Here is a 23967-nt window from a genome sequence, read left to right as displayed (position 1 = left end):
AAGGGTGTTGGCGGGTGGTGCGAGAGGGTTAGAAGGTGTCGGGCGCCGTGTTGGCCACCACCTCGTCCAGCGTGGTGACACCGTCCATCATCTTCGCCAGGGCCGACATGCGCAGCGAGCTCATGCCCAGGCGGATGGCCTCCTGCTTCAGCTCGGCGGCGGAGGCGCCGTTGATGACCAGCTCCTTGAGGCCGTCCCAGAAGGGCATGACCTCGTAGATGGCCACGCGGCCGCGGTAGCCGCGGTCGTTGCAATCGCGGCAGCCGACCTTCTCGTAGAGCGTGAAGGTGCCGAGCTTCTCGGCGGGCACGCCCGCGTTGATGAGGGCCTGCTCGTCCACGTTCTCCGCCGGCCGCTTGCAGGCGGCGCACAGGCGGCGCGCCAGACGCTGGGCCAGGATCAGGTTGAGCGAGGCCGTCACGAGGAAGGGCTCGATGCCCATGTTGAGCAGACGGCTCACCGTGCCCGGCGCGTCGTTGGTGTGCAGCGTGGAGAGCACCAGGTGGCCCGTGAGCGCCGCCTTCACGCCGATTTCGCCCGTCTCGAAGTCGCGGATCTCACCGATCATGATGATGTCGGGATCCTGACGGAGGAAGGAGCGCAGCGCCGCGGCGAAGTTCAGGCCGATGTCTTCATGCATCTGCACCTGGTTGATGCCGGCGAAGTTGAACTCGACCGGGTCCTCGGCGGTGGCGACGTTGGTGTCGATCTGGTTGAGCATCGAGAGCGCCGAGTAGAGCGTCGTCGTCTTGCCGGAGCCCGTGGGACCCGTCACCAGCACCATGCCGTAGGGACGCTCGATGGCCTCCTTGAACCAGGCCAGCGGCTGCGGATCGAAGCCCAGCTTCGTCATGTCGAGCTGGAGGTTGGACTTGTCCAGGAGGCGGAGCACCACCTTCTCGCCGAAGAGCGTGGGGCACACGCTGACGCGGAAGTCCATCTCCTTGCCACCGCCGAGCTTGATCTTGATACGGCCGTCCTGCGGCAGGCGGCGCTCGGAGATGTCCAGGTTCGCCATGATCTTCAAGCGGCTGGTGATGGCGTTGCGCAGCTTCATCGGCGGACGCATCACCTCGTAGAGCGAGCCGTCGATGCGGAAGCGGACCCGGAAGTCCTTCTCGTAGGGCTCGACGTGGATGTCCGAGGCGCCCTTCTTGATGGAGTCCTGGAGGATGAGGTTCACCAGCTTGACGACGGGGGCGTCGTCCGCGGCGCGGGCCATCTCCTCGATGTTGCCCTCCTCCTCCTCCTTGGCCACCTCGATGTCGTCGGCCATCTCCTCGACGAGGGCGTTCATGTCCGGGCCCTTCTCGGCGTAGTAGCGCTCGATGGCCTCGCGGATGGAGATTTCCGAGGCGACCACCGGCTCCACGTTGTAGCCGGTGAGGAATTTCAGATCGTCCACCGCGTAGATGTTGGACGGATCGCACATCGCGACGATGAGCGAGGGGCCCGCGCGGTTGACCGGAATCACCAGGTGCTTCTCGGCCACTTCCTTCGGCACGAGCTTGATGATCTCCGCGTCGATGTCGAAGTCCTTCAGGTTGATGGCCGGGACACCGTACTGCTTGGAGAGGAAGTCGGTGAGCTTGGACTCCTCGATGGCTCCCGTCTTGATGAGGGCAGTGCCGATACGCGTACCCGTCTTCTGCTGCTCCTCCTGGGCCTTGCGCAGCTGCTGGACGGAAATGAGGTTCTCTCGAACCAGCAGTTCACCAAGTCGACCGGACATTCAGATGGCCTCGAACGTTGAAATGGCTTGATGGTTCCCCCCGCAGGTCAGCGCGGGAGGACCCCCATGGATGCGCTCAGACCCGAGCGCACCGATACCTCGGGATTAAAGGAAGGGACGCGCGAACCTGTCAAGGCGGCGCCTCACGCCCGCACTCCCGGCAAACCGTTGAATCTACTCGGGAAAAGTTCAGTCGGACGCCCGTGCGATGACCGCCCGAGCAGCCTCGACGTCCCTCTTGATTTGCCCCACCAGCTCTGCCACCGAGCCAAAACGGCGCTCGGGACGCAGCCGCTCCAGGAACTGCACCCGTAACTCCTTGCCGTAGAGATCACCACTGAAGTCCAGCAGGTGGGCCTCGATGGTGACCTCGTTGACGCCAAAGGTGGGTTTGACACCGATATTGGCCACCCCCGGGAGCCAGGAGGTGTCCGGAGGGGTGCCAGGTGCGCCGAGGAAGCGGACGCGGATGGCGTAGACGCCGGCGGCGGGCCGCAGCTCGTTCTGGGTGTCCACGTTGGCGGTGGGGAAGCCGATGCCGCGGCCCCGGCCATGGCCGGTGACGACGGTGCCGTCCAGATCGAAGGGGCGCCCCAACAGACGCTGCGCGGCGCTGACGCGGCCCTCGAGGATGTACTCGCGCACCTTGGAGGACGAGGCCACCACCCCATCCACGGTGACGGGAGCCACCACGTGCACCTGGGCGCCCCGGGCGGCGGCGGCCTCGCGCAGGGTGTCCGCGGTGCCGGCCCGCGCGGCGCCATAGGTGAAGTCGTAGCCCACCACGAGGTGGCGCGCGCCCAGCACGTCCAGCAGCGAGGCCTCGAAGTCGCGCGGCGAGTGGCGGGCGTACTCGCGCGTGAAGGGCTGCACCACGGCCGCGTCCAGCCCGCGGGACGCGAAGAGCTCCAGCTTGCGCGGCAGGAGGGAGATGAGCTTGGGGGCCAGGTCCGGCTGCAGCACCTTGCCCGGGTGGGGCTGGAAGGTGAGCGCGGCGGAGGGCGAGCCCTGGCGCCGGGCCTCGGCGAAGAGGGCCTGGTGGCCCAGGTGCACACCATCGAAGTTGCCCAGCGCGAGCGAACAGCCGGCCAGCTCCCGCGCCTCCGTCACACCGTGGAAGACCTTCATGGAGCGCCGGTATAGCGCCAAAGCCGTCGCTTTGCCCTGGTCAGACCGCCCCGGCCCGTGCGAAGAGGCCCCCCAGCGTCACGCATCCGTCATGGCCCGCCCCCGCCTCCTCCCCGAACCTGTCGGCCTGCACCTGGCCAAGCTGGAAGCTCCCCCCGATTGGGACGCGGAGTTCGGCTTCGCCGGACCCCTCGAGCTGGAGATCGGCTCCGGTGCCGGTGGCCACGCGCTGGAGTACTGCCGGCGCAATCCCCTGGTGCGCTTCGTCGCCTTCGAGTGGCGCAAGAAGTACGCGCGAGACACCCAGGAGCGCGGCAACAAGATGGGCCTGCGCAACCTGCGCGTGCTCGAGGCGGACGCGCGCTTCATCGTGCCGCGCATCTTCGCGTCCGGCTCGCTCGACGCCATCCACCTGCAGTTCCCCGACCCGTGGTGGAAGCGCGCCCACTTCAAGCGCGCCGTCATCCAGCCCGAGTTCGCCAGACTGCTGCTGGACAAGCTGAAGCCCGGCGGCCTCTTCGACATGCGCACGGACGTCCAGGACCGGGGCGTGGCCATGCTGGCCATCCTGGAAGAGGCCGGCTTCGTCAATCCCCTGGGGAAGGGTATCTTCCATCCTTATGACCCCGAGGAGGTACCCTCCACGCGGGAGCGGCGCTACCTGGCCAGCGGGGAGCCGGTCTACCGCGCCCGCCTGCGCAAGCCGGCCTGAGGGGCACCCGGGCCAGTGGGTGACTTGGCAGTCACCGGGCTTCCGGGGAAGAATCAGACGGCCCCGGTAGTCGAGGGAGCAGCGGGGTGCAGGCAGCGACATGGCGGACGGCTCGTTCAAGAAGATGGGAGAGGTGGCCCGCCGTACCGTGTCCACCCCGGCGCTGGCCGACCGTACCATCCTGCTCGTCGACGACGATCCGGCCAACATCCAGCACGTGCGCGAGGGCCTGGCCGCCCACGGCTACCGCTTCCGCGAGGCCCATGACGGCACCGAGGCGCTGCGCTCGCTGCGCGAGGTGAGGCCGGACCTCATCATCATGGACGTGGAGATGCCGCGGATGGGCGGGGTGGAGGTGTGCCGCATCATCAAGGCCAACGGCGGCGAGGGCGGCTTCGGCTTCATCCCCATCATCCTGGTGACGGCGCGGCAGGCGGCGGGCAAGGTGGAGGGCCTGGAGCTGGGCGCGGATGACTACCTGGTCAAGCCCTTCGACATGCTGGAGCTCTCCGCGCGGGTGAAGTCCATGCTGCGCCTCAAGGCGCTCCAGGACGCGGTGGTGGAGAAGAACCGCGAGCTGGACCGGGCCAACAAGGAGCTGGCCCAGAAGCGCGAGGAGCTGCTGGCCCTCACCCGCGTCGACGCGCTCACCGGCCTCTACAACCGCCGCTACTTCGAGGAGCGGCTCACCGAGGAGTTCGTCCGCTCCACGCGCTACCGCTCGCCCTTGTCGCTGGTGATGATGGACATCGACCACTTCAAGAAGCTCAACGACACCTACGGACACCCCTTCGGGGACGAGGTGCTGCGCCAGGTGGCCCGGACCATCAAGGGCAAGCTGCGCGAGGTGGACTTCGTGGCGCGCTACGGCGGCGAGGAGATCATCGCCCTGCTGCCGGAGACGGGCCCCAAGGAGGCGCTCGGGGCGTGCGAGCGGGTGCGCGAGGCCATCGCCTCCATCCAACTGGAGTTCCGCGCCCAGGACGGGTCGACCCGGATGGTGCGGTGCACGGCCTCGCTGGGCGTGGCCAGCGTGCCGTCCAAGAGCCTGCCCGTCATGGAGGAGCTGATGCGCGTGGCCGACGTCTGCCTCTACGAGGCCAAGGCGGCGGGCCGGAATTGCGTCCGCCAGTACCAGGATCCAACCCCAGGGTGATGCTGCCTCTTGGCGAGCGGGGCGGTTTGGCCTAGATGACAGGTCATGCGTCTGCTGCCCGCGATGCCGTTCCTCCTGCTGGCCGTGCTGGTCCTCGGTGGTTGTAACCGGCCCAGTTACACGACGCCCGACAAGGCCTACCAGTCCTTCCTCGAGGCCCTGCGGCGAGGCGATGAGAAGACGGCCTGGTCCGTCCTCTCCCAGCCCACCCAGGAAGCACTCAAGGCCCGGGCCGAGACGGCCGCCAAGGCCTCCGGGGGGACCGTGAAGGCGGATCCCCTCGCCTTCTTCTTCGCGAATGTTCCTCCCCCTCCCGATGTTACGGAGGTCTCGTTATTGAGCGAGGAAGGGGACGTGGCGGAGGTGGGCGTGGTTTCCTCGAATGTAAAGAGCCAGGTCCGGATGGTCCGTGAACCATCTGGATGGAAGATTGACCTTACGAAGTCCCTCCAGCAGCCGTGAGAACAGGCCTCCCCCAGGCGGCTCGCACTTCAGGTAGCCTACCAACGTGAACGATCGGAAGACACGGCGGATTGCCCCCGCAGTCGAGGTCATCCGGCGCCCTGCCAGCTCTCCCGGCACCGCGGCGCCGAGCCCGACGCCCACCAGCTCTGTCTCGCCCCGGCCTATCCCTACGCCCACGCCGAGACCCACCCCCACCCCCACGCCTTCCGCGCCGGGGCCCACCGTCTCCGTGACGCCGAAGCCCACGCCGAAGCCCACGCCGACGCCGGCCCAGACGCCGGATTCCACACCCGCGCCGTCCGGACCCGCCGAGGCCCCCGTGGCCGCGGCTCCCGTCGCGCCCCGGCCCGTGCCCTCCCCCACCTCGCCCCGGCCCGCTCCCTCGATGGGCCGCGCGCCCGGCGCGGGACCGATGGGCGCTCGCCCCGGTGGTGGCTTCGGACGTCCCCGGACGCCCCGGCCGCCTCCCACCCCCGAGCAGATCCTCGCGCTCGCCACCAAGGAGCATGTGCCCGCGCGCATCGCCAAGGGTGAGCTCGAGGGCAAGATGAAGTGCCGCATCTGGCGCAAGCTGCACGCCGAGGAGGCCAGGCGCTTCGACCAGGTGTACGCGCTGATGGGCCAGAACCCCGGCCTGTCGCTCCCCGATGCCTTCGGCGTGCTGCAGAGCGGCCTGACCGTGGCCGAATTCCTGGCGCGCAAGGAGCGCACCCAGCGCAAGGCCGCCGTGAAGCAGGCCCGCGTCGAGGTGGATGACACCTCGGTGGCCGCCTTCATCAACGGCCTGCTGGAGTCGAAGACCGAGCTGGCCGTCGTGCTGGGCGAGCGCACCGTGCTCGACACCCTCTCCGCCGTGGAGCCCATCTCCTTCGTGCTCGGCCGCAGCGGCCGGCTGGAGAAGCTCCAGGTCGTCATGGTCACCCGCCGCTCGGACTGGGAGCAGCTCACGCCCCAGCTCGAGCGCGACCAGAAGCTGGCCCAGAAGCCCGCCAATGTCGCGCGCCAGCCCGACAAGCGCCCCTTCTCGGATCCCCGCCCCTTCCTCCCCCACCAGGGCCAGCTCGTCCACCTGACGCTGCGCAATGGCATCCAGCTCTCCATGCGCCTGCGCGTGGTGGGCCGCTTCGATCTCATCGTCGGCGAGGACGGACACGAGGTGTTCATCCCGCTGCATGCCCTGGTGCGCTTCTCGGCCGAGGAGGCCGCGGACGAAGGCACCGAGACCCCCGGCGACGAAGCCGGCGAAAACGACTGACCGCGAGGACCCGCGATGCCCTTCTTCTCCAAGATCATCAAGCCGCTGCTCGCCCTCACCCTCGCCGCGGCCGTCGTGAGCGCCCAGGGCTGCACGAAGGACTCGAAGCCGGACGCGAAGCCGGCGGAGCCCTCCGCCGCGGCGCCCACCGCCACCGCTCCCGCCCAGCCCGCCGCGAAGCCCGGTGAGCCGCGCACCATCGCGCTCTCCGTCACCGAGAAGGGCTACGAGCCGAGCCCCGTCACCCTCAAGCAGGGCGAGCCCGTGAAGCTGGTGCTGACCCGGACCACGGACCAGACCTGCGCGACGGAGATCGTCCTCGAGGACTACAACATCAACACCCCGCTGCCCCTCAACCAGCCGGTGGAGGTGGCCTTCACCCCCAACAAGACGGGCAAGCTCGTCTACGGCTGCGCCATGGGGAAGATGATCAGCGGCGTGTTCATGGTGGAGTAGCTCCACCGCTCCGCTTCCGCCTTGCCCAGGGGGCCGGCCACACCCGCGCGGTGTGGAGGCCCCCTTCGTGTATCAGTACGCCCTCTCCATGGAGTCCTCCATCTCCACGGCGGCGGGCAGCGGCGCCGGGCACTGGAGCGGGCGGGCCGACTTCGCGGCCCGGTGACGCGCGAGGTGGAAGGCCGGCCAGCCTCCCGGCATCGGCTCGGTGAACCGGCAGAACATATCCTGGGCGTTGCGCACGAACACACCGCCGGGCGACTGCGCCAGGTGCGCGGACACCTCCGGCACCGCGTCCTCGGACAGGGACACCATGTACCACTCGTCCAGTGCGTAGCCTTCCGCGGCCCTCGCGAGGTTGCCCCGCGCGATGAAGGCGTCCGGGTTGAGCACGTTCAGCACGGCGAGGAAGCCGAGCGCCCCGGCGAAGGCCCCGATGGCGAAGCGCTCCGGGCGCCACCACAGCGTCACCGCGCGCCACACGAGCACCCCGGCCAGCGCCACCATGAAGACGTGCGTGTACACGCGCAGGTGCGTGTAGCCGTAGGCGGACTCGTAGAGCGCCATGCGCTTCATCGCCGAGGCGAGGATGACCAGCACCAGCCCCACCATCACCGAGCACGCCACCCGGAAGGCCGTGACCTGCCCCTCGCTCCGCAGCCGCGTCCAACGCGCCAGCGCCAGGCTCAGTCCCAGCGTCATCACCGACACCGCGAGCAGCTCGAAGAAGCCGCGCCGGGCGTACTCGGAATAGCTCATGAACCTCGCGGGCAACTGCGCCGCGCCGAAGAGGAAGGCGAGCTGGATGGCGGCGAACCCCAGGAAGAGCAGGTCCACCAGACCCACCAGCGTGAGGCTCTCGGTGAAGCCCAGGCGCGCCTCGGCAGGTGCCACCTCCAGATCACCCGCCTCGACGCCGTTGCGGCGCCGCCGCTGCGCGTGGGCCAGCAGCCCGAGCACTCCGAAGGCGCTGACGCCCACGAACACCAGCCGCCCCACCGTGTCCAGGAACGTCATGCCCGGGCTGAAGGACAGCACCCGCGCCACCGCGTCCTCGAAGACCGCGTCCGCCGAGACGAGCAGCGCGGTGAAGATGAACAGCACGGGCACCGCGAGCAGCGCGCCACGCAGCACCGGCATCAGCTTCGGCACCTGCCTGCGCGCCGCGGACAGGTCCACCTCCGAGCGCACCACGCCCGGAGGCAGCAGCACGGCGCGGAAGAAGGTGCCGAGCACGGTGAACGGGTAGCTCCACAGCCCGAGCCGCTCCACCCGGCCCGCCGCCCAGAAGTGCGTCACCAGCAGCAGCAGGAAGCCCGAGGCGAGCACGTTGAGCGTCGTGAGGAAGGGGCTCGCGCGCACGAACACCATGCCCGAGAAGAACAGCAGCGGCACCAGCAGCCATGCGTTGGGACGGGCCCGCTGCCACCCCTCGCGCCCTCCCAGGCCGAGCAGCGTCGCGAGCAACAGCACGACGAACAGCGGGAAGGAGACGCCGAGCGCGGGCCCATCGAAGAGCACCTCGGCACAGACGCCCAGCCCGAGCGCCGAGAGCAACGTCGCGACAGGCCTGCGCAGGCGCGGGACGGCGGGGGCCGAGGGAGCATCGGCGTCATGGGTCGGGAAACCAGTGGCGGCGGTCGTCATACGGGACTCCGAGAAGCGTGAGTTCGCTCGGTGCTGTGCAAGGTTGGGCCCAGCCGCGGTGCCGGCGAGCCCCCGCGCGCCGAACGGTCGGTTCGCGGCGCCGAGCGGTCGCGGCCCGTCTCCGCGTCTGGACGGTCCTCCCGCTCCGTTCACCTGCCCGTGTCCGGACCGCCACGGCTGCGGCCGGTGAACCGCACTGCATCCCCGCGTGAAGTCCGCGATTGGACGGTGCTCTTCCATGAGACCCCGGACGCCCGGTTTCTCGGCACGACGCCCGAAGACGGGTAGGCTTGCCCCTCTTCCCCATGGGCGGCGCGGCAGCACTCTTCACCCGGCACGTATTCCTCGACCTCGAGACGACGGGGTTGGATCCGCGCGCCGACGAGGTCATCGAGCTCGGGGCCCTCTTCATCGAGAACGGCCGGGTGGTGGACCGCTACGTCCACTTCTTCGCCGCCTCGCGCCCCCTGCCCCTCACCATCCGCCGGCTCACGGGCATCGAGGACGCGATGCTCGCCGGGCAGCCCCGGCTCGCCGACAAGGTGCCCGAGCTGCGCCAGATGCTCGCCGGTTGGACCGTGGTGGCCCACAACGCCTCCTTCGAGAAGGGCTTCCTCCCGGACCTGCTCGGCCCCATCCGCGCTCCGGTGCTCGACTCGTGCGAGCTGATGCACTACCTGCACCCGGAGCTGACCAGCCACTCGCTGGAGTCGCTGCTGCGCTGGGCCGGCAAGGGGCCTCGTGCCCGCCACCGCGCCATGACGGACTGCGAGGCCACCCACGCCGTGCTGCTGCACGCGCTGGACGGCTGCATCCGCGACGGCCGCGCCGAGGATCTCGCCGATCTGCTGGAGACGTTGGATCCACGCGCCGCCCTGCGGCTGGCTCAAATCGAGGCCGGTGAGGCCGGGATGGAGCTGGACGGAGCGCTCGACCCGGAGGCCGCGCCCCTCGTGTCGCTACTCACCGGCCTGTGGAACCTGTGCCGGGCCCAACCCGCGCCGCTGAAGCTGGAGGCCACGGGCTTCCTCCCCGGACGTTCCGAACGCCAGCGGGCCAACGGTTCGAAGCCGCCTCCCGAGCAGCCGGACGAGAGCACCCCGGTGCTGCCCGTCCGCGCCGAGGAGGTGTCCGCGCTGCTCGGCCCCGGAGGTGCCCTGGAGCGCGCCCAGGAGGGCTTCGCGGCCCGCCCCGCGCAGCTCGAGATGTCCCAGGCCGTGGCCCGCACCCTGTCCGACGGCGGGCAGCTCGCGGTGGAGGCCGGCACGGGCACGGGCAAGTCGCTCGCGTACCTCGCGCCCGCGGCCCTCTTCGCCGCCCGGAATGGGCGCAAGGTGGGCGTGGCGCCGCACACCAAGACGCTGCAGGACCAGCTCATCGAGAAGGACCTGCCCCGCCTGCACCGCGCCACCGGCGGCGCCTTCTCGTACACGCTCCTCAAGGGCCAGACGAACTACCTCTGCCGCCGCCGCGCGCTGGACATCACCCGCGTGGAGCCCGGCATGGGCCACACCGCCCGCGCCCCTCGCGCCTACCTGCGCGCCCTCATGCGCCGCGGCCCCGATGGAGACCTGGACCGGCTGAGCCACTGGTTCCGCGAGCGCTTCCCCGTGCTGCACGCGCTCGCCCCGGCCGTGCGCTCCGAGGCCGCCACCACGCTCGGCGAGCGCTGCCCCCACTTCCACCGCTGCTACTACCACTCGGCGGTGGCCCAGGCGCGCGACGCGGACGTGCTCGTCATCAACCAGTCCCTCGCCTTCGCCTGGCCCGCCCGCTACCCGAAGCTGGAGCACCTCGTGCTCGACGAGGCCCACGAGGTGGAGGACGTGGCCACCACCGCCCTCTCCTCCGAGCTGTCGGACATGGCCTTCAACCGGCTCGCCGAGCGGCTGCACGGGCGCGACGGGCGGCGCGGACTCTTCGCCGAGCTGCGGCGGGCCCTCTTCGCCTCGCGGCGCGCGGAAGCCCGCGTGCTGATGAGTGAGATTGATAGCGCCCTGCTCTCGGTGGGCTCGGCCTCGCGCGGCCTGGGCGAGCGGGTGATGGCGCTGTGTGAGCCGGCCGCGGCGAGTGCTTCCGAGGACGCGGACGAGTCCGCCTACGCACCGGAGCTGCGCATCACCTCCGAGGTACGGGCCTCGCCCGGCTGGGAGCCCGTGCGCGAGGGACTGCTGGAGCTGCGCGAGTGCCTCCAGGGCCTGCACAAGCTGCTCACGGTGGGGCTGCAGGAGATATTGCCGGACCTGGCGGTGAAGATGCCGCCGCTGGAGCGCGAGCTGGCGGGCGGCGTGTCCGAGGTGCTGGAGCTGACCACGCTGGCCTCGGAGCTGTCCGACGAGCCGGCGGAGGGCCGGTGCTACGCGGCCACGGCGGTGCCTCGCAAGCAGCGCTGGACCCTGAGCGCCCAGCCGCTGAACGTGGCGCCCTACGTGTCCCGGGACTTCGCGCAGCACAAGCGGGCCCTGGTGCTGGCCTCGGCCACGCTGAGCACGGGCACCGAGCGGATGCCCTACGTGCTCGGACGGCTGGGACTGGACGGGCGCAACGAGGGCATTCCGGCGCCCCGGCTGCTGCGCGCGCCCACGCCCTTCGACCTGCGCAAGCAGGCCCTGGTCATCCTGGTGATGGACGCGCCGCGCGCGCACGAGGAGCCCTTCATCGACTGGGCCGCGACGCGCGTATCCGGGCTGGCCCAGGTGATGGGCGGACGGGTGCTGGGACTGTTCGCCTCCACGCGGCGGATGGAGCGCGTGGGAGACCTGGTGAGGGCGAAGCTGGAGCCCCAGGGCATCGAGGTGATGCGGCAGTCGCGCGGGCACGGACGCTCGCTGGCGGCGCGGCAGGAGAAGGACACCGGCACGGTGCTGCTGGGGACGAAGAGCTTCTGGCAGGGCGTGGACATCCCCGGCCGGGGCGTGGGGTGCGTCTTCATCGACAAGCTGCCGCTGGAGCCCGCCAGCCGCCCGCTGGTGGCCGCGCGCGAGGAGCCGCTCGCCCGCGGAGGCAACACGCACCTGGGCTTCCTCCACTACCGCATGCCCCGGGCCCTGCTGATGCTCCGCCAGGGCGTGGGCCGCCTCATCCGCTCGCACGCGGACCGGGGCGTGGTCGTCATCGCCGACCCCGGCCACCCCAGCTACCGGCAGCTCCTCCTGGACGCGCTCGCCGGCTACCGCGTGGAGCTGCTCCCCTGGTCCGAGGCCCGCGTGCGCCTCTACTCCGCCATCGAGGAGATGGGGCTCATCCGCCGGGCGTGAGGGCCGGGGGGGCTTTCCTCGCGCTCGGGGATGGCCGAAAGTCCACCCATGGCTCCCTGGATGACAACACTCGCGTGGTTGTGGCTCCTGGCTACTGTCATCTCCCTCGTCTCGGGCGTGACGATGGCCCTCGTGTCCTGGGGCGTGGGCGCCTCCCTCTCGGAGGTCCGCTTCCATCTGGGCCCCCCGCTGTTCTTCCTCCGCATCCGGGGCGTCAAGTGGAGCTTCGGCTTGCTCAACATCGGCGCGAGCGTCACCTACGAAGCGCTCGGCATCCGCAGGGACGGGACGGATGACAACAGCTTCCTGCGCCTCCCCCTGCCGCTCCGGCTCATCGCCCACACCGGCACGGTCGCCGGCATGCTGCTGCTCGCCGTGGTGTGCCTCTCGCCCGCACGCGGCCTCGCGGCCTTCACCTCGGGGTTCGAGCAGGTGGTCAACGTCTTCCTCGCGCGGGAGCGGGTGGGCGCCTTCCTCGCCCTGCTGAGGACCGAGGGCTTCTTGCCCGCGCTCGGCGTGCTCTCGGCGAAGCTCGCCGCCCTCAACCTGCTCCCAATTCCTCCGCTCACCGGCTACCTGATGCTGCGCGAGCTCTGGCAGGCGATTTTCAAGCCCCGGATTCGGAGCGACGCCGTCCCGGCCTGGGGCACCCTGCTCGTGCTCCTGCTGCTCCTGGGATGGGGCTATGGCCTCTACGAGGGCGTCGTCAACCCGTACTCAAGGGAGCCCGGGCTCAGCACCATGTTCCGCGAGGCCAAACGGCTCATCGGGTCCTTCGAGCCCTGAGGGGGTGTCGCACACCACTCGTTGACGTCAACGAGTGGTGTGGGTGGATGTGTGATGCTCATTGACGTCAACGAGTGAAGCGAGGGGAGGCGCGCCAGGCGTCCCGTGCTGTTGGGTGCCGCGGCCTGCTCCTGGAGGAACCTCGGCCCGGCCGGGCCGCGCGACCTGATACGTTGAGGTCCTCCGAGGTAGGCCCCACGTGTCCACGCCTTCGCCAGCCCCCACACCCGAGCACTTCGTTCCCCCTGGCGCCGAGGGCGCCCTGAATCCGCCCGGCACGTCCCCGCTGCCCGTGGGCACCCGCATTGGCGGGGACGTGGTGGAGGCGGTGCTGGGCAGTGGCGGCTTCGCCACGGTGTACCGGGTGAGAAGTCCCGAGGGCCATGTGTCCGCCCTCAAGCTGCTGCCGCTGGACCAGGGCCCCGAGCGGGCCGCACGCGCCTGGCGCGAGATGTCGCTGGGCACGCGCTTGAACCACCCCAACCTCGCGCGCCAGCTCGGCGCGGGCCAGTGGCCTTTCGAAAAGCCGCGCTTCCTGTGGCTGAAGTTCGAGCTGATTGACGGCCCCACGCTGGACGAATGGGCGCCGGGGCGCTCCCTGGGCGAGGGGGTGGAGCGGGTGCTGGAGGTGGCGCGCGCGCTGGCGGTGTCGCACGAGGCGGGCGTCCTCCACCGGGACGTGAAGGAAGCCAACATCCTGGTGAGGAGCACCGGACAGGCGGTGCTGGTGGACTTCGGAGTGGGCTACCACGAGGCGTATCCCACGCTGACGAAGGGGATGTTTCCCCCGGGCACGCCGCCCTACCGCGCCCCCGAGGCGTGGGCCTATGGCCGCGCGCACGCGGGCGAGCCGGGCGCGCACTACCGGGCCGGAGTGGGGGACGACCTCTACGCGCTGGGCGTCGTCTTCTACCGGCTGCTGACGGGCCGCTTCCCCTTCCGGCCCGCCGAGCACGGGGGCGAGGACGTGGACGCGGTGCTGCACCGCGAGCCGTTGCCACCGCACCTCGTCAACCCACGTGTGCCCCTGGCGGTGGAGGCGGTGTGCCTGCGGCTGCTGGCCAAGACGCCCGAGGCGCGCTACCCGGGCGCCGTCGCGCTGTACGAGGCGCTGGAGGAACTGAGGGCCCGCACGGACGTGGACTGGACGGTGGTGCCGCACCCGGAGCGGCGGCCCCCGGAGAAGCCGCGGGCGCGCGGGTGGCGGGTGCTGGCGGCGGTGGGCGTGGGGTTGGCCGTGGCATTGGCGGCCTGGTGGCTCGGCTCCGGCCAGGAAGTGGCGCCAAAGGGGCCCGCGCCGGAACCTGTGCGGGCCGTGGCCGCGCCTCCCGCCGAGGCGCATCCTCCCCCGGCCGCCGCCCCGCCGCTGGCGCCCCGAAAGGACAGTGCCCCCGTGAAGCCAACGCAGCAACAGACCTCTGCCCCCCAGCCCGAAGCCGCCGCCAGGCGCCGGAAGGCCGCCGTGCGCACCGCGTGCCTGGGCCTCACCGGCGCCGCCCTCCAGGCGTGCATGAGCGCCCCGCAGCAGGTGCCGCCCGAGCGCCCCGCACCACCTCCCCAGGCCTGTCCCGCCGGGGCCGTGGAGACCATGACGGACATGCTCGGCCTGCGCCTCGGGGAAGTGAAGAGCGCGGACTGGAGCGACGTGCGGGGCAGGGCCGTGCACGTGCAGGAGGACTCGCCCCTCCGCGTGGGCGGCGATTGGGAGACGAATAGGGATGTGTGGGGCAGGGGCGACAAGGTGGCGCTGCCGGACCAGACCCGCCTCTCCGGGAGGCTCTACATCCACGAGGGGCGGGTGTACGGCCGCTTCACCGAGGCGCGCACGCCCCTCGGGGTGACGTACCCGGTGTGTCTGGATGTGATGGATACGGACGGCAACGTCGGCCTCGCGCTTCTGCCCGGCAGCGCGCCGGGGAAGATGATGGTGGAACCCGTCGTGCGGGTGCGGGTGGTGGACCGCTTCAAGTAGGGGGTGTCCCGCGGGTGGGACGGACACGACCGGGCAGGAGGTGTGGTAGAGCCCCACTCCCCCGGTCCTGTGAGGTGCCTGCCCCATGCCCTTGCTGTCCTCCGCTGTCCTGTTGCGGCTCGTGCTGCTCACCGCTCCCGTGGACGCCTCCGTGTCCTCCGCGCCGCCTGCCTGTGTGGCGGGCACGCACCACCTGGAACTGACGGCGGACACGCCTCGCGAGGCGCTCGCGGTGTGCATCCACCCGGGGCTGCCCACGAACTTCTTCTTCGACGCGAAGCTGGTGCACGTGGAGCTGCCCGGGCGGGAACGCTTCCAGGCGATACAGGACGAGACGGGGCTCGCCCTCGTCCCCACCCAGGCCCTGGAGAAGGGGGAGCGCGTGCGAGTGACGTTCTCCTTCCAGGAGGGCACGGACCCGGAGGGTGTCACCTTCACCCTGGTGGTGCACCCCTCCGAGGCGGCGGGGCTGGTGCGGGTGACACGCCGGCCGCGCACGCTCGACTCCTACCGGGAAGGCGAGCAGCAGGCGCGGGCGGAAGCGCGGCGGTGTGGGGAGGAGAAGGCACGCATGGCGGCGGAGTGCAGCGGGCAGCGAGGACTGCTGGGCCTGCGCGCCCAGGGGTTGCTGGGGGAGGACGGTATCCCCAGCAAGAACCTCAACCTGAGCGTCACCTCCCGCCCGGGCAACACGCTCCAATCCATGGAGGCCCGCGGCTACCGCGCGGACACCACGCGCACGGAGGGCGGGCACAGGGTGGTTCGGCTGGCCGTGGAGCAGCACTTACGAAACCACGGGAGCACACCCTGGACGCCCGCGGGTGCGGTGCTGCTGGGGCCCAAGGGCGAGGAGTGGAAGGCGCTGGGCGTGGGGCCGCTGGAGCCTATTGCCCCGGGTAAGGAACTCCGCGTCATGATGGAGGTGGAGATGACGGAGGAGGAGGCGCGCGGCACCTTCACCCTGAAGTGGTGGGGCCAGGAAGCAGGCAGCGGGAGCGAGCACTTCGACGGCGTGACCTTCCCGTAGTTCGATCAGGGGTCCGCTTCAGGCCGACACCCTTTGACTCGACTTTCGCCATTTTGGGTGCCCCAGAGGGAAGACCGAGGCTCCTTCCCAGGGGGAAGTCAAAGAGAGCCGGTCAAAAATGGCGAAAGTCGAGTCCAAGCCAAGCAAAGTAATTCCGTTCAGGGGCTAGGTCCCGGCCGCGAAGGGGAGCAACTGGTCCGATAGTCGGACCAGTTGGCACGCCGCGCGGCCGGAAGGTGCCTCCGCGTTGCTGCAAGAGCACCCCTGAAAGGATTTACTTCGTATGGCTTAGCGCAGTCCCTGGGAGCGCTTGTAGCCCGGCCTCACGTGTCCCACTCGAACGTGTCCGCGGCCTCCTCGACGATGCGCGGGGCCAGCACCTTGAGCAGGTCCTCGGGCTTGGCTCCCGACGCCTGCACCTCCACGTCTCCCAGCAGCGCCTGGTCCGGGTAGCCGATGCACACCATCCGCACCAGCAGGCCTCCCGACTCCGTGGGGTGGATCTCCGCCTGCACCCGGAAGCCATTGATGCCGTGCTTGCGCAGCACCCCCTTCGCCGCCGTCTTGCTCTCCTTCGCCGGTGCGAGCTGCGCCCCCATCTGCGTCAGCTTCCGCTTCATCCGCGCCTCGGCGAACTTCACCACCTCCGGCCGCAGCTCGCCCGTCTTGTCCTTCACTCCCACGAAGTGCACGTACACCCGCGGCGTCTGGCCCTTCAGCTCCTGCAGCGTCTGCATGGACGCCTTGATGGCCGCCTGCGCCGCCGCGTCCGTCTCGCCCTTCCGCGCCTTCAGGCACTCCAGCCCGGCCACTTCCTTCAGCTTCCCCAGCGCCTGGGCCGCCGCCGCCCGCACCTGCTCGCTCGGGTCCTTCAACCCCGCGCACAGCGGCTTCACCGCCTCCGGATCATCCGAGGACCCCAGCCCCTGCGCCGCCTGGGAGCGCGCACGCGGCTCCTGCCCCTGGCCGAGCTGTTTGCTCAGCGAGGCCGTCCGGGAATCCACCTGGGCCAGGACAGTCCCAGGAAGCGAGAGAAGGAACAGAACGAGGAGCAAGAGCGAGCGCCGCATGCGGGGAACCGAATCCTAGCGTCCGGTGCGTGCGAAACGCAGCGCACCCGGGGTGTGCGCCATTTCTACTTGAACGACCCCACGGCCTCCTCGACGGCTCCGGGCGCCAGGGCCGCGAGCAGCTCGTAGGGCTCGCCCCCCGACGCCTCGACCTGCGCGCTCCCCAGGAGCCGGTTGCCGGGGTATTGCTGCCACATCACCGACAGCGTCAACCCCTCCGAGGGCCCGGGGCGGATCTCCGCCACCAGCCGGTAGCCCTGAAGCTTGTGCTTGCGCAGCACCGCCTTCGCCGCCGCCTCCCCCTCCTTCGCGGGGGCCAGCCACGCCCCCATCTGCGTCAGCTTCCGCCGCATCCGCGCCTCGGTGGCCTTCACCAGCTCCGGCGGCAGCGTCCCCGTCGTGTCCTTCACCTCGCCCAGCATCACGTAGAACTTCGGCGCCCGGGCCTTCAGCTCGCGCAGGCTCTTCAGCGCCGAGCTCCTGGCCGCCTTGGCCGCCGCGTCCGGCTCGTCCTTCCGGGCCTCCAGGCACTCCACCCCCCCCAGCTCCCCCAGCTTCTCCAGCGCCCCGGCCGCCGCCGCCCGGACCTCCCCACTCGGGTCCTCGAGCGCCGCGCACAGGGGCGGGAGCGCCTCCGGATCCTCCGACTCCCCCAGGACCCGGGCCGCCTGGACGCGGTGCCCGGGCTCGGCCCCCTGCTTCAACCTCCGGGCGAGCGAGGCCGTCTCGGGGTGGGTTTGTGCCAGGACTGTCGCCGGGCAGACGAGCAGCAGGAGGGTGACAAGGTGGGATGGGGAGCGCATGTCAGTAGGCGGATCCTAGCTTGGTCCATAAGAAACGCAGCGCACCCACCACTTGTGGCATATACCCTCACCATGTCCTCTGTCCTATCCGCTTCCCAGATTCGAGAGGCGTTCCTCAAGTTCTTCGAAGAGCGCGGCCACCGCCGCGTCGCGTCGTCCTCGCTCGTGCCGCAGAACGACCCCACCCTGCTCTTCACCAACGCGGGCATGGTCCAGTTCAAGGACGTCTTCACGGGGCGTGAGAAGCGCGAGTACAGCCGCGCCACCACCTCGCAGAAGTGCGTTCGCGCCGGCGGCAAGCACAACGACCTCGACAACGTGGGCTACACGGCCCGGCACCACACGTTCTTCGAGATGCTCGGCAACTTCTCCTTCGGCGACTACTTCAAGGCCGACGCCATCGCGTACGGCTGGGAGTTCGTGACGAAGACGCTCGGGCTGGACAAGGCGCGGCTGGCCGTCACCGTGTTCAACGGCGAGGGCGGCATCCCCTGGGACGAGGAGGCCTTCGAGCTGTGGGCGAAGCAGGGCGTGTCCCGCGACCGCATCATCAAGCTGGGCCTCAAGGACAACTTCTGGGCCATGGGCGACACCGGCCCGTGCGGCCCCTGCTCGGAGATCCACTACCACCAGGGTGACGACATCCCCTGCTCCGAGGCCGCCGCGGGCCGCGAGTGCAAGGGCGTGGCGTGCGACTGCGACCGGTGGCTGGAAATCTGGAACCTCGTGTTCATGCAGTTCGAGCGCAAGGAGAAGGACGCGCCGCTCATCCCCCTGCCCAAGCCGTCCATCGACACGGGCGCGGGCCTGGAGCGCATCGCCTCCGTCGTGCAGGGCAAGCGCTCCAACTACGAGACGGACCTCTTCCAGGCCATCCTCTCGCGCGTGAGCGAGCTGGTGGGCAAGCCCTATAGCCAGGAGGGCGGAGCCTCCATGCGCGTGGTGGCGGACCACAGCCGCGCGGCCGCGTTCCTCATCGCCGACGGCGTGCAGCCCTCCAACGAGGGCCGCGGCTACGTCCTGCGCCGCATCATGCGCCGCGCCATCCGCCACGGCTCGCTGATGGGGCTCGACGAGCTCTTCTTCTTCAAGGTCGTGGACCGCGTCATCGAGCTCATGGGCGACGCCTACCCCGAGCTGCGCGACGGCCGCACCTTCCTCCTCGAGGTCTGCAAGCACGAGGAGGAGAGCTTCCGCCGCACGCTCAACCGCGGCATGAAGCTCATCGACGAAGAGGTGGCCCGGATGAAGCAGTCCGGGGAGAAGGTCCTCTCGGGCGCCAAGGTCTGGGAGCTCCACGGCACCTACGGCTTCCCGTGGGACCTGACGGAGATCATCCTCAAGGAGCGCGGCTTCGAGGCCGACATCCAGGGCTACGAGAAGCTCAAGAAGGAGGAGGCCGAGAAGGGCACGGACGAGGGCGGCATCAGCAAGGACAAGGCCATCGCCACGGTGCACCTCCAGCTCCTCGAGCGCCTGGGCCCCACCCAGTTCCTCGGCTACGAGGGCGTGGGCCACGAGGGCGAGGGCTCCGTGCGCGCCATCATCAACAAGGGCGGCGTGGAGCTGACCGAGGCCAGCGCGGGTGACGAGGTGGAGCTGGTGCTGGATCGCACGCCCTTCTACGGCGAGTCCGGCGGCCAGATGGGCGACACGGGCCGCATCGTGGGCCACGGTGGCAAGGCCAAGGCGCAGGTGCTGGACGCGCAGCGCCCGGTGCAGGGGCTCATCGTCCACCAGGTGAAGGTGACCGAGGGCACCTTCAAGGTGGGTGACATGGTGCAGGCGGGCGTGGACGGTGAGCGGCGCTCGTCCATCCGTGCCAACCACTCGGCCACGCACCTGCTGCACAAGGCGCTCAAGATGGTGCTCGGCGAGCACGTCAAGCAGGCCGGCTCCGTGGTGGCGCCCGACTCCCTGCGCTTCGACTTCTCGCACTTCTCGCCCATGACGCACGAGCAGCAGGAGCAGGTGGAAGACCTGGTCAACGGCTGGGTGCGCGAGAACACCGAGGCCCAGACGCGCGTGATGAACCTGGAGGACGCGAAGAAGTCCGGCGCCGTCGCCATGTTCGGCGAGAAGTACGGCGAGACGGTGCGCGTCGTCACCGTGCACCCCCAGTCCACCGAGCTGTGCGGCGGCACCCACGTGCGGCGCAGCGGCGACATCGGCCTCTTCAAGCTGGTGAGCGAGAGCGGCGTGGCCTCGGGCGTGCGGCGCATCACCGCCGTCACCGGCATCGGCGCGCTCCAGTACGTGCGGGAAACCGAGCGCGAGCTGAAGAAGGCCGCCGAGCTGCTGAAGACCTCGCCCAAGGAGCTCGTCAAGCGCGTGGAAGCCACGCAGAAGCGCGTGAAGGACCTGGAGCGCAAGGTCGAGGAGGTGGCCGTCAAGGCGCAGGCCGGCTCCAGCAAGGATCTGCTCGAGCAGGCGCGCGACATCAACGGCATGAAGGTGCTCGCCACGCGGATGGACCCGGCGGATCCGAACGTGTTCCGCGGGCTGGCCGACCAGCTCAGAGATCGCATGAAGTCCGGCGTGGTGGTCATCGGCGGCGAGAAGGACGGCAAGGTCGTCCTGCTGGTGGCGGCGACCAAGGACGTGGTGGCCAAGGGCATCCACGCGGGCAACCTGCTCAAGGAGATGGCCAAGGAGGTCAACGGCCGCGGCGGTGGCAAGCCGGACCTGGCCCAGGGCGGTGGCGAGGATCCCTCGCGCATCTCCAACGCCTTCGACAAGTTCTACGAGCTGGTGAAGGGGACGAGCCTGTCATGAGCCCGAGCACCCGAGGACTCGCGGTGCTCCTCTGCGCGGCGGCCCTCCTCGGGGGCTGCAAGAAGGAGGAGCCCGCCACGGGCCAGGACCGCACCCTGGACAAGCTGCGCCAGGAGGTGGACCGCGTGAACCAGGGCGGGGCTCCCTCCGCCTCGCCCGATGAGACGGATCCCAACGCCCGGCTGGCGGGCCTCGCCGCCGGCCAGGGCCAGGAGCAGGCCAGGACGTACACCCTGCCCTCCAAGGAGACCGTGAAGGTGGACACGCTCGCGCTCCAGCCCACGGGGTTGGAGTCGCAGCACTCCCTGCGCGGCTCGGGCAGGGTGTCCCTCACCACCGACGAGCTGTTCCTGCTCGTGAAGTTCGACGCCGTGAACGCCGGGGAGAAGCCCGTGCACGTGCCCTTCTCGACGGCGCGGCTGGTGGACGCGGGGGGCAAGGAGTACCCCGTCGCCCATGACGCCCAGACCGTTGGAGGGACGCGCAAGCTGGACCGCACCTGGGAAGCTCGAGCAGCGCGAAGCGATGACCCTCGTCTTCGAGGTGCCTCCGGCCGCCATCGCGCCGGGGCTGTCCCTCCTGATTCCCACCAGCAGCGGCGAGGACGCTCGCATCCCGCTGCAATGAGGCCCTTCGGGAGACGGTGACGCACGGTGACGGTCGAGCCCAAGCTGCTCCCGCTGCGCATCCGCCTCCCGTACGCGACGGAGGAGGACTTCGTCGAGAAGTACGGCTCGAACGTCGCGCGCGGGGGCCTCTTCATCGCCACGCGCTCGCCCAAGCCCGAGGGCACGGGACTCGCCTTCGAGCTGGTGCTGGCCGATGGCGGGCGCCTGCTGCGCGGCGAGGGCGTGGTGGTGAAGTCCCAGGCCGAGGGCGCTCGCGCCGGGATGACCGTGCGCTTCGTACGCCTCGATGCGTACAGCAAGGCGCTCATCGATCGCATCGTCACCCGCCGCCAGCAGGGCTCCGAGGGCGCCGCCAGGACCGGTGACGCGGCGGCCGGTGTGCCCACGCTCGCGCCGGAGCAGCCTTCCGGACAGATGCCGGAGGCCGGTGCCGCCGCCGAGACACCCCGCGCGAATGAGCCCGCGCAGGAGCCCTCTCCGCGCCCGGAGACTCCACCCGCCATGGCGAAGCGCGGGCGGCCAGTCATCTCCGCGGAGGCGCTTCGCAAGCAGGCCGTGACGCCCCGTGTAGCGGCCCCCGAAGTCCCGGCCGCACAGGAGCCAGCCCCGCCCGTGGGGCCACCCGCCGCGCCGAAGCAGGCCATGCCGAAGCAGCAGGCCGCGCCCAGGCCCGCCGCGCCCAAACCGGCCGCCACCGGCACACCGGCGACGCCCACTCCGCCCGGACCGGCTCCCGCTCCGCGCCCACAGGCGCAGGCCCCAGCCACGCCCAAGCCGGCACAACCCCGTGCGCCGGAGCCGAAGGTCCCCCCGGCTCCCGCGCAGGCGGCGCCCCCTGCCTCCGCGAAGCCCGCGGGGCCCTCCGCTCCACCCCGGACGCCTTCGCCGAAGCCCGCCGCGCCTCCTCCACCGGAGGCCGTGGCTCCTCCCAGCGCCCTGCCCGCGCAACCGGAAGTCCCGGCCACACCGAAGCCCGCCGCACCCGCGGCACCGCCACCGGCCCCCGAGGCTCCAGCAGCGGCGAGTGTCCCGCCGCCCACGGAGGTTCCCGCGGCGCCCGCGCGTCCCACGACGCAGGATCTCCTCGCCAACGCCGTCCTGGATCATCTCTCCCCCGACGAGGAGCTGCTCTCCCCCGAGAGCATCACCCTGGAGCCCGAGCCTCCCGCGCCTCCCACCGCTCCCGCCAACCACGAGGCGTCCGCTCCCACCCCTCCCCCGGAGGCTCCCGCTCGTCCGGAGATCGCCCGCGAGCTCCCGCCTCCCGCCGAGGAGCCCCGCCGTTCCGTCTCGGCCGACATCAAGGGCCGCCGGCGCGCCATCCTCGACGTGCCCGTCTCCACGCCCGTGACGGCCGCGATCCCCGAGGTGGTGCTCGGCATCGACCTCGGCACCTCGCAAGTGCGCGTCGCCGTCCGTCACCAGGGCACGCTTCAGCTCATCCCCCTGGGCGAGGCCAGGTCCCTGCCCGCGCTCCTCGCCGTGGACGCCTCGGGCCAGCTCCTCGTGGGCGCCGCCGCCCGGGCCGAGGCCGAGCGCTCCCCCCGCCATGCCGTCCACGGGCTTCGCCGCTTCCTCGGCCTGCGCGCCCGCTCGCCCCTGGTGCGCGCGCTCGGCGGTCCCCTGCCCTTCCCCATCTCCGCGGGCCCCCGTGGAGACGCCAGCATCGAGCTCCACGGCCGCGGCCACCTCCTGCCCGAGCTCGCCGCCCGGCTCCTGCGCGAGCTCAAGTCCGCCACCACCGCCTTCCTCGGCCACGAGGCCACGCGCGCCGTCCTCTGCGTCCCCGCCCACTTCGACGACCGCCAGCGCGCCGCCATGCGCGAGGCGGGCTCGCTCGCCGGGCTCGACGTCCTGCGCATCCTCAACGCGCCCTCGGCCGCGGCGCTCGCCTTCGGCCATGAGCGGGGGCTCGCCCGCAAGCGCCTGCTCGTGGTGGAGCCTCGGCGGCGGCGGCCTCGACGTGTCCGTCGTCCAGCTCACCGGGGATGATCTCGAGGTCATCACCACCGGGGGAGATCCCCTCGTGGGAGGCATGGACTTCGACGCGCGCATCGCCGAGGCGCTCGCCAGCGAGCTCCAGGCCCAGGGCCTTCCCCGCCCCGAGCACCCCTCGGACTGGCTCCCCCTGCTCATCGCCGCCGAGGCCGCCAAGGTGGCCCTCAGCGAGCGCGAGGAGGTCTCCTTCCCGCTCCCGGGCACCCAGGTTCCGTTCTCGCTCAACCGCGAGCGCCTGGAGGCCCTCACCGCGGACCTCGTGCAGCGCATCACCCTCGTCGTCCGCCACGTGCTCGAGTCCAGCGCGCTCCTGCCGCAGGGGCTCGACGAGGTGTTGCTGCTGGGAGGCCAGGGCCGCTCGCCGCTGGTGCGCCGCCGGTTGGAGGAGAGCCTGGGGGTGCCCGTGCGCGCGGACCTGGAGTTTCCCCACGAGGCCACCCACTCGGTGGCGCTCGGCGCGGCGCTGCTGGGCCAGGGCCTGCTCGATGCCGCCGCGGGCAAGCCCGGCGCCACCGTCTCCGAGGTACTCTCCGTCCCCATCGGCGTCGCCGAGCGCGGGGGCACGCTGCGCCGCGTCCTCGAGCGCAACACCCGCCTGCCCGCGGAGAAGACGCTCGTGCTGCCCGTCACGCCCGGGCCCCTCACGCTCGCCCTCTTCCAGGGCCCCTCTCCGGTGGCCGCGGAGAACGAGTACCTCGGCACGCTCGCCTTCTCCATCGAGCGCGCGGGCGAGGCCGAGGTGCACTTCAGCCTCTCCCAGGACGGCATCCTCTCGCTCGCGGCCACGCTGCCCGGCGTGAAGCGCCACGCCGTCACCCTCGCCATGGACATGCCCGAGGACGCGGAGCTGGAGGCCGTCATGGCCCGCTCCCCGCTGGAGGGCGAGCCCGAGGCCCGTCCGGGCGGTCTGCTCTCCGGCCTGCGCAAGCTCTTCGGCCGACGCTAGCGCTCCGTACCTCCCCGGAGACCGGGAGGCCAGGCGAGCGCCCCGCTCCCGCCCCGGAGTGTGCACGGCCATCCGCGTTGGCTCGCGGTCCAGTCCTTCTCATACCGGACGAATGGCCAGATTCCCGCAAGCAGACATTCGCAGTGCTTGATG

General features: G+C 70.9%; 18 protein-coding genes. 13 read left to right on the top strand and 5 right to left on the bottom strand.

Annotated features, from left to right (window positions below):
* Window positions 1-28: 28 nt before the first annotated feature.
* Together pilB and ACN28I_RS40915 are read right to left on the bottom strand one after the other, a co-directional pair.
* A complete protein-coding gene (gene pilB / locus ACN28I_RS40920) occupies window positions 29-1732 on the bottom strand; it encodes a type IV-A pilus assembly ATPase PilB (protein ID WP_420947313.1) in 1704 nt (567 codons plus the stop codon).
* A 189-nt stretch (window positions 1733-1921) separates the two neighbouring features.
* Complete coding sequence (locus ACN28I_RS40915) at window positions 1922-2860, bottom strand: bifunctional riboflavin kinase/FAD synthetase (protein WP_420947312.1); 939 nt, start codon at window positions 2858-2860, stop codon at window positions 1922-1924.
* Window positions 2861-2951: 91 nt separating this feature from the next.
* Between ACN28I_RS40915 and trmB the strand changes: the two genes are divergently transcribed.
* The 5 genes from trmB (at window position 2952) to ACN28I_RS40890 (ending at window position 6904) form a co-directional block, all read left to right on the top strand.
* Complete coding sequence (trmB, locus tag ACN28I_RS40910; RefSeq protein WP_420947311.1) at window positions 2952-3572, top strand: tRNA (guanine(46)-N(7))-methyltransferase TrmB; 621 nt, start codon at window positions 2952-2954, stop codon at window positions 3570-3572.
* 100 nt (window positions 3573-3672) lie between these two features.
* Window positions 3673-4728: a diguanylate cyclase gene (locus tag ACN28I_RS40905; RefSeq protein ID WP_420947310.1), complete on the top strand. Its 1056-nt coding sequence runs from the start codon at window positions 3673-3675 to the stop codon at window positions 4726-4728.
* Between the two features lie 45 nt (window positions 4729-4773).
* A complete protein-coding gene (locus tag ACN28I_RS40900) occupies window positions 4774-5190 on the top strand; it encodes a hypothetical protein (protein ID WP_420947309.1) in 417 nt (138 codons plus the stop codon).
* Window positions 5191-5422: 232 nt separating this feature from the next.
* The gene (locus tag ACN28I_RS40895; protein ID WP_420947308.1) at window positions 5423-6448 is read left to right on the top strand and encodes a hypothetical protein; all 1026 of its coding nucleotides are present in this window, start codon (window positions 5423-5425) and stop codon (window positions 6446-6448) included.
* A 15-nt stretch (window positions 6449-6463) separates the two neighbouring features.
* On the top strand, window positions 6464-6904 hold the full coding sequence (locus ACN28I_RS40890; RefSeq protein WP_420947307.1) for a cupredoxin domain-containing protein: 441 nt from the start codon (window positions 6464-6466) through the stop codon (window positions 6902-6904).
* A gap of 72 nt (window positions 6905-6976) precedes the next feature.
* On the opposite strand, the gene ACN28I_RS40885 is transcribed toward ACN28I_RS40890, so the two are convergent.
* Window positions 6977-8551: a DUF4153 domain-containing protein gene (locus ACN28I_RS40885; protein ID WP_420947306.1), complete on the bottom strand. Its 1575-nt coding sequence runs from the start codon at window positions 8549-8551 to the stop codon at window positions 6977-6979.
* A gap of 305 nt (window positions 8552-8856) precedes the next feature.
* Between ACN28I_RS40885 and ACN28I_RS40880 the strand changes: the two genes are divergently transcribed.
* The 4 genes from ACN28I_RS40880 to ACN28I_RS40865 all read left to right on the top strand — a co-directional run bounded on the left by ACN28I_RS40880 (window position 8857) and on the right by ACN28I_RS40865 (window position 15593).
* Window positions 8857-11808: a helicase C-terminal domain-containing protein gene (locus ACN28I_RS40880; protein ID WP_420948807.1), complete on the top strand. Its 2952-nt coding sequence runs from the start codon at window positions 8857-8859 to the stop codon at window positions 11806-11808.
* 60 nt (window positions 11809-11868) lie between these two features.
* Window positions 11869-12594, top strand: coding sequence for a site-2 protease family protein (locus tag ACN28I_RS40875; protein WP_420947305.1), 726 nt, complete (start codon window positions 11869-11871; stop codon window positions 12592-12594).
* A gap of 199 nt (window positions 12595-12793) precedes the next feature.
* On the top strand, window positions 12794-14566 hold the full coding sequence (locus ACN28I_RS40870) for a serine/threonine protein kinase (RefSeq protein ID WP_420947304.1): 1773 nt from the start codon (window positions 12794-12796) through the stop codon (window positions 14564-14566).
* 85 nt (window positions 14567-14651) lie between these two features.
* On the top strand, window positions 14652-15593 hold the full coding sequence (locus ACN28I_RS40865; RefSeq protein WP_420947303.1) for a DUF2381 family protein: 942 nt from the start codon (window positions 14652-14654) through the stop codon (window positions 15591-15593).
* A 323-nt stretch (window positions 15594-15916) separates the two neighbouring features.
* Here ACN28I_RS40865 and ACN28I_RS40860 read toward each other — a convergent pair whose 3' ends face one another.
* Window positions 15917-16663, bottom strand: coding sequence for a HEAT repeat domain-containing protein (locus tag ACN28I_RS40860; RefSeq protein WP_420947302.1), 747 nt, complete (start codon window positions 16661-16663; stop codon window positions 15917-15919).
* 65 nt (window positions 16664-16728) lie between these two features.
* Window positions 16729-17466 (bottom strand): HEAT repeat domain-containing protein, encoded by a 738-nt coding sequence (locus tag ACN28I_RS40855; protein WP_420947301.1) that lies wholly within the window; start codon window positions 17464-17466, stop codon window positions 16729-16731.
* 72 nt (window positions 17467-17538) lie between these two features.
* On the opposite strand from ACN28I_RS40855, the gene alaS reads away from it, so the two are divergent.
* Genes alaS through ACN28I_RS40835 form a run of 4 tightly spaced genes read left to right on the top strand, consistent with a single transcriptional unit; the run spans window position 17539 to window position 23814 of the window.
* Window positions 17539-20241, top strand: a complete 2703-nt coding sequence (gene alaS / locus ACN28I_RS40850) for an alanine--tRNA ligase (protein WP_420947300.1) — start codon at window positions 17539-17541, stop codon at window positions 20239-20241.
* Complete coding sequence (locus ACN28I_RS40845; protein ID WP_420947299.1) at window positions 20238-20888, top strand: hypothetical protein; 651 nt, start codon at window positions 20238-20240, stop codon at window positions 20886-20888. Before alaS ends, ACN28I_RS40845 begins: the two co-directional genes overlap by 4 nt.
* A gap of 6 nt (window positions 20889-20894) precedes the next feature.
* Complete coding sequence (locus ACN28I_RS40840) at window positions 20895-22862, top strand: TIGR02266 family protein (RefSeq protein WP_420947298.1); 1968 nt, start codon at window positions 20895-20897, stop codon at window positions 22860-22862.
* Entirely contained in the window at window positions 22834-23814 is a 981-nt protein-coding gene (locus ACN28I_RS40835; RefSeq protein WP_420947297.1) for an Hsp70 family protein, read from the top strand. The genes ACN28I_RS40840 and ACN28I_RS40835 overlap by 29 nt, the downstream gene beginning before the upstream one ends.
* Window positions 23815-23967: the final 153 nt, after the last annotated feature.

The sequence above is a fragment of the Archangium gephyra genome, assembly GCF_049060025.1.
Classification (GTDB): domain Bacteria; phylum Myxococcota; class Myxococcia; order Myxococcales; family Myxococcaceae; genus Archangium; species Archangium gephyra_A.
Note: the sequence above shows the minus strand (reverse complement) of the source record. Positions and strands in the feature narration are given on the sequence as shown.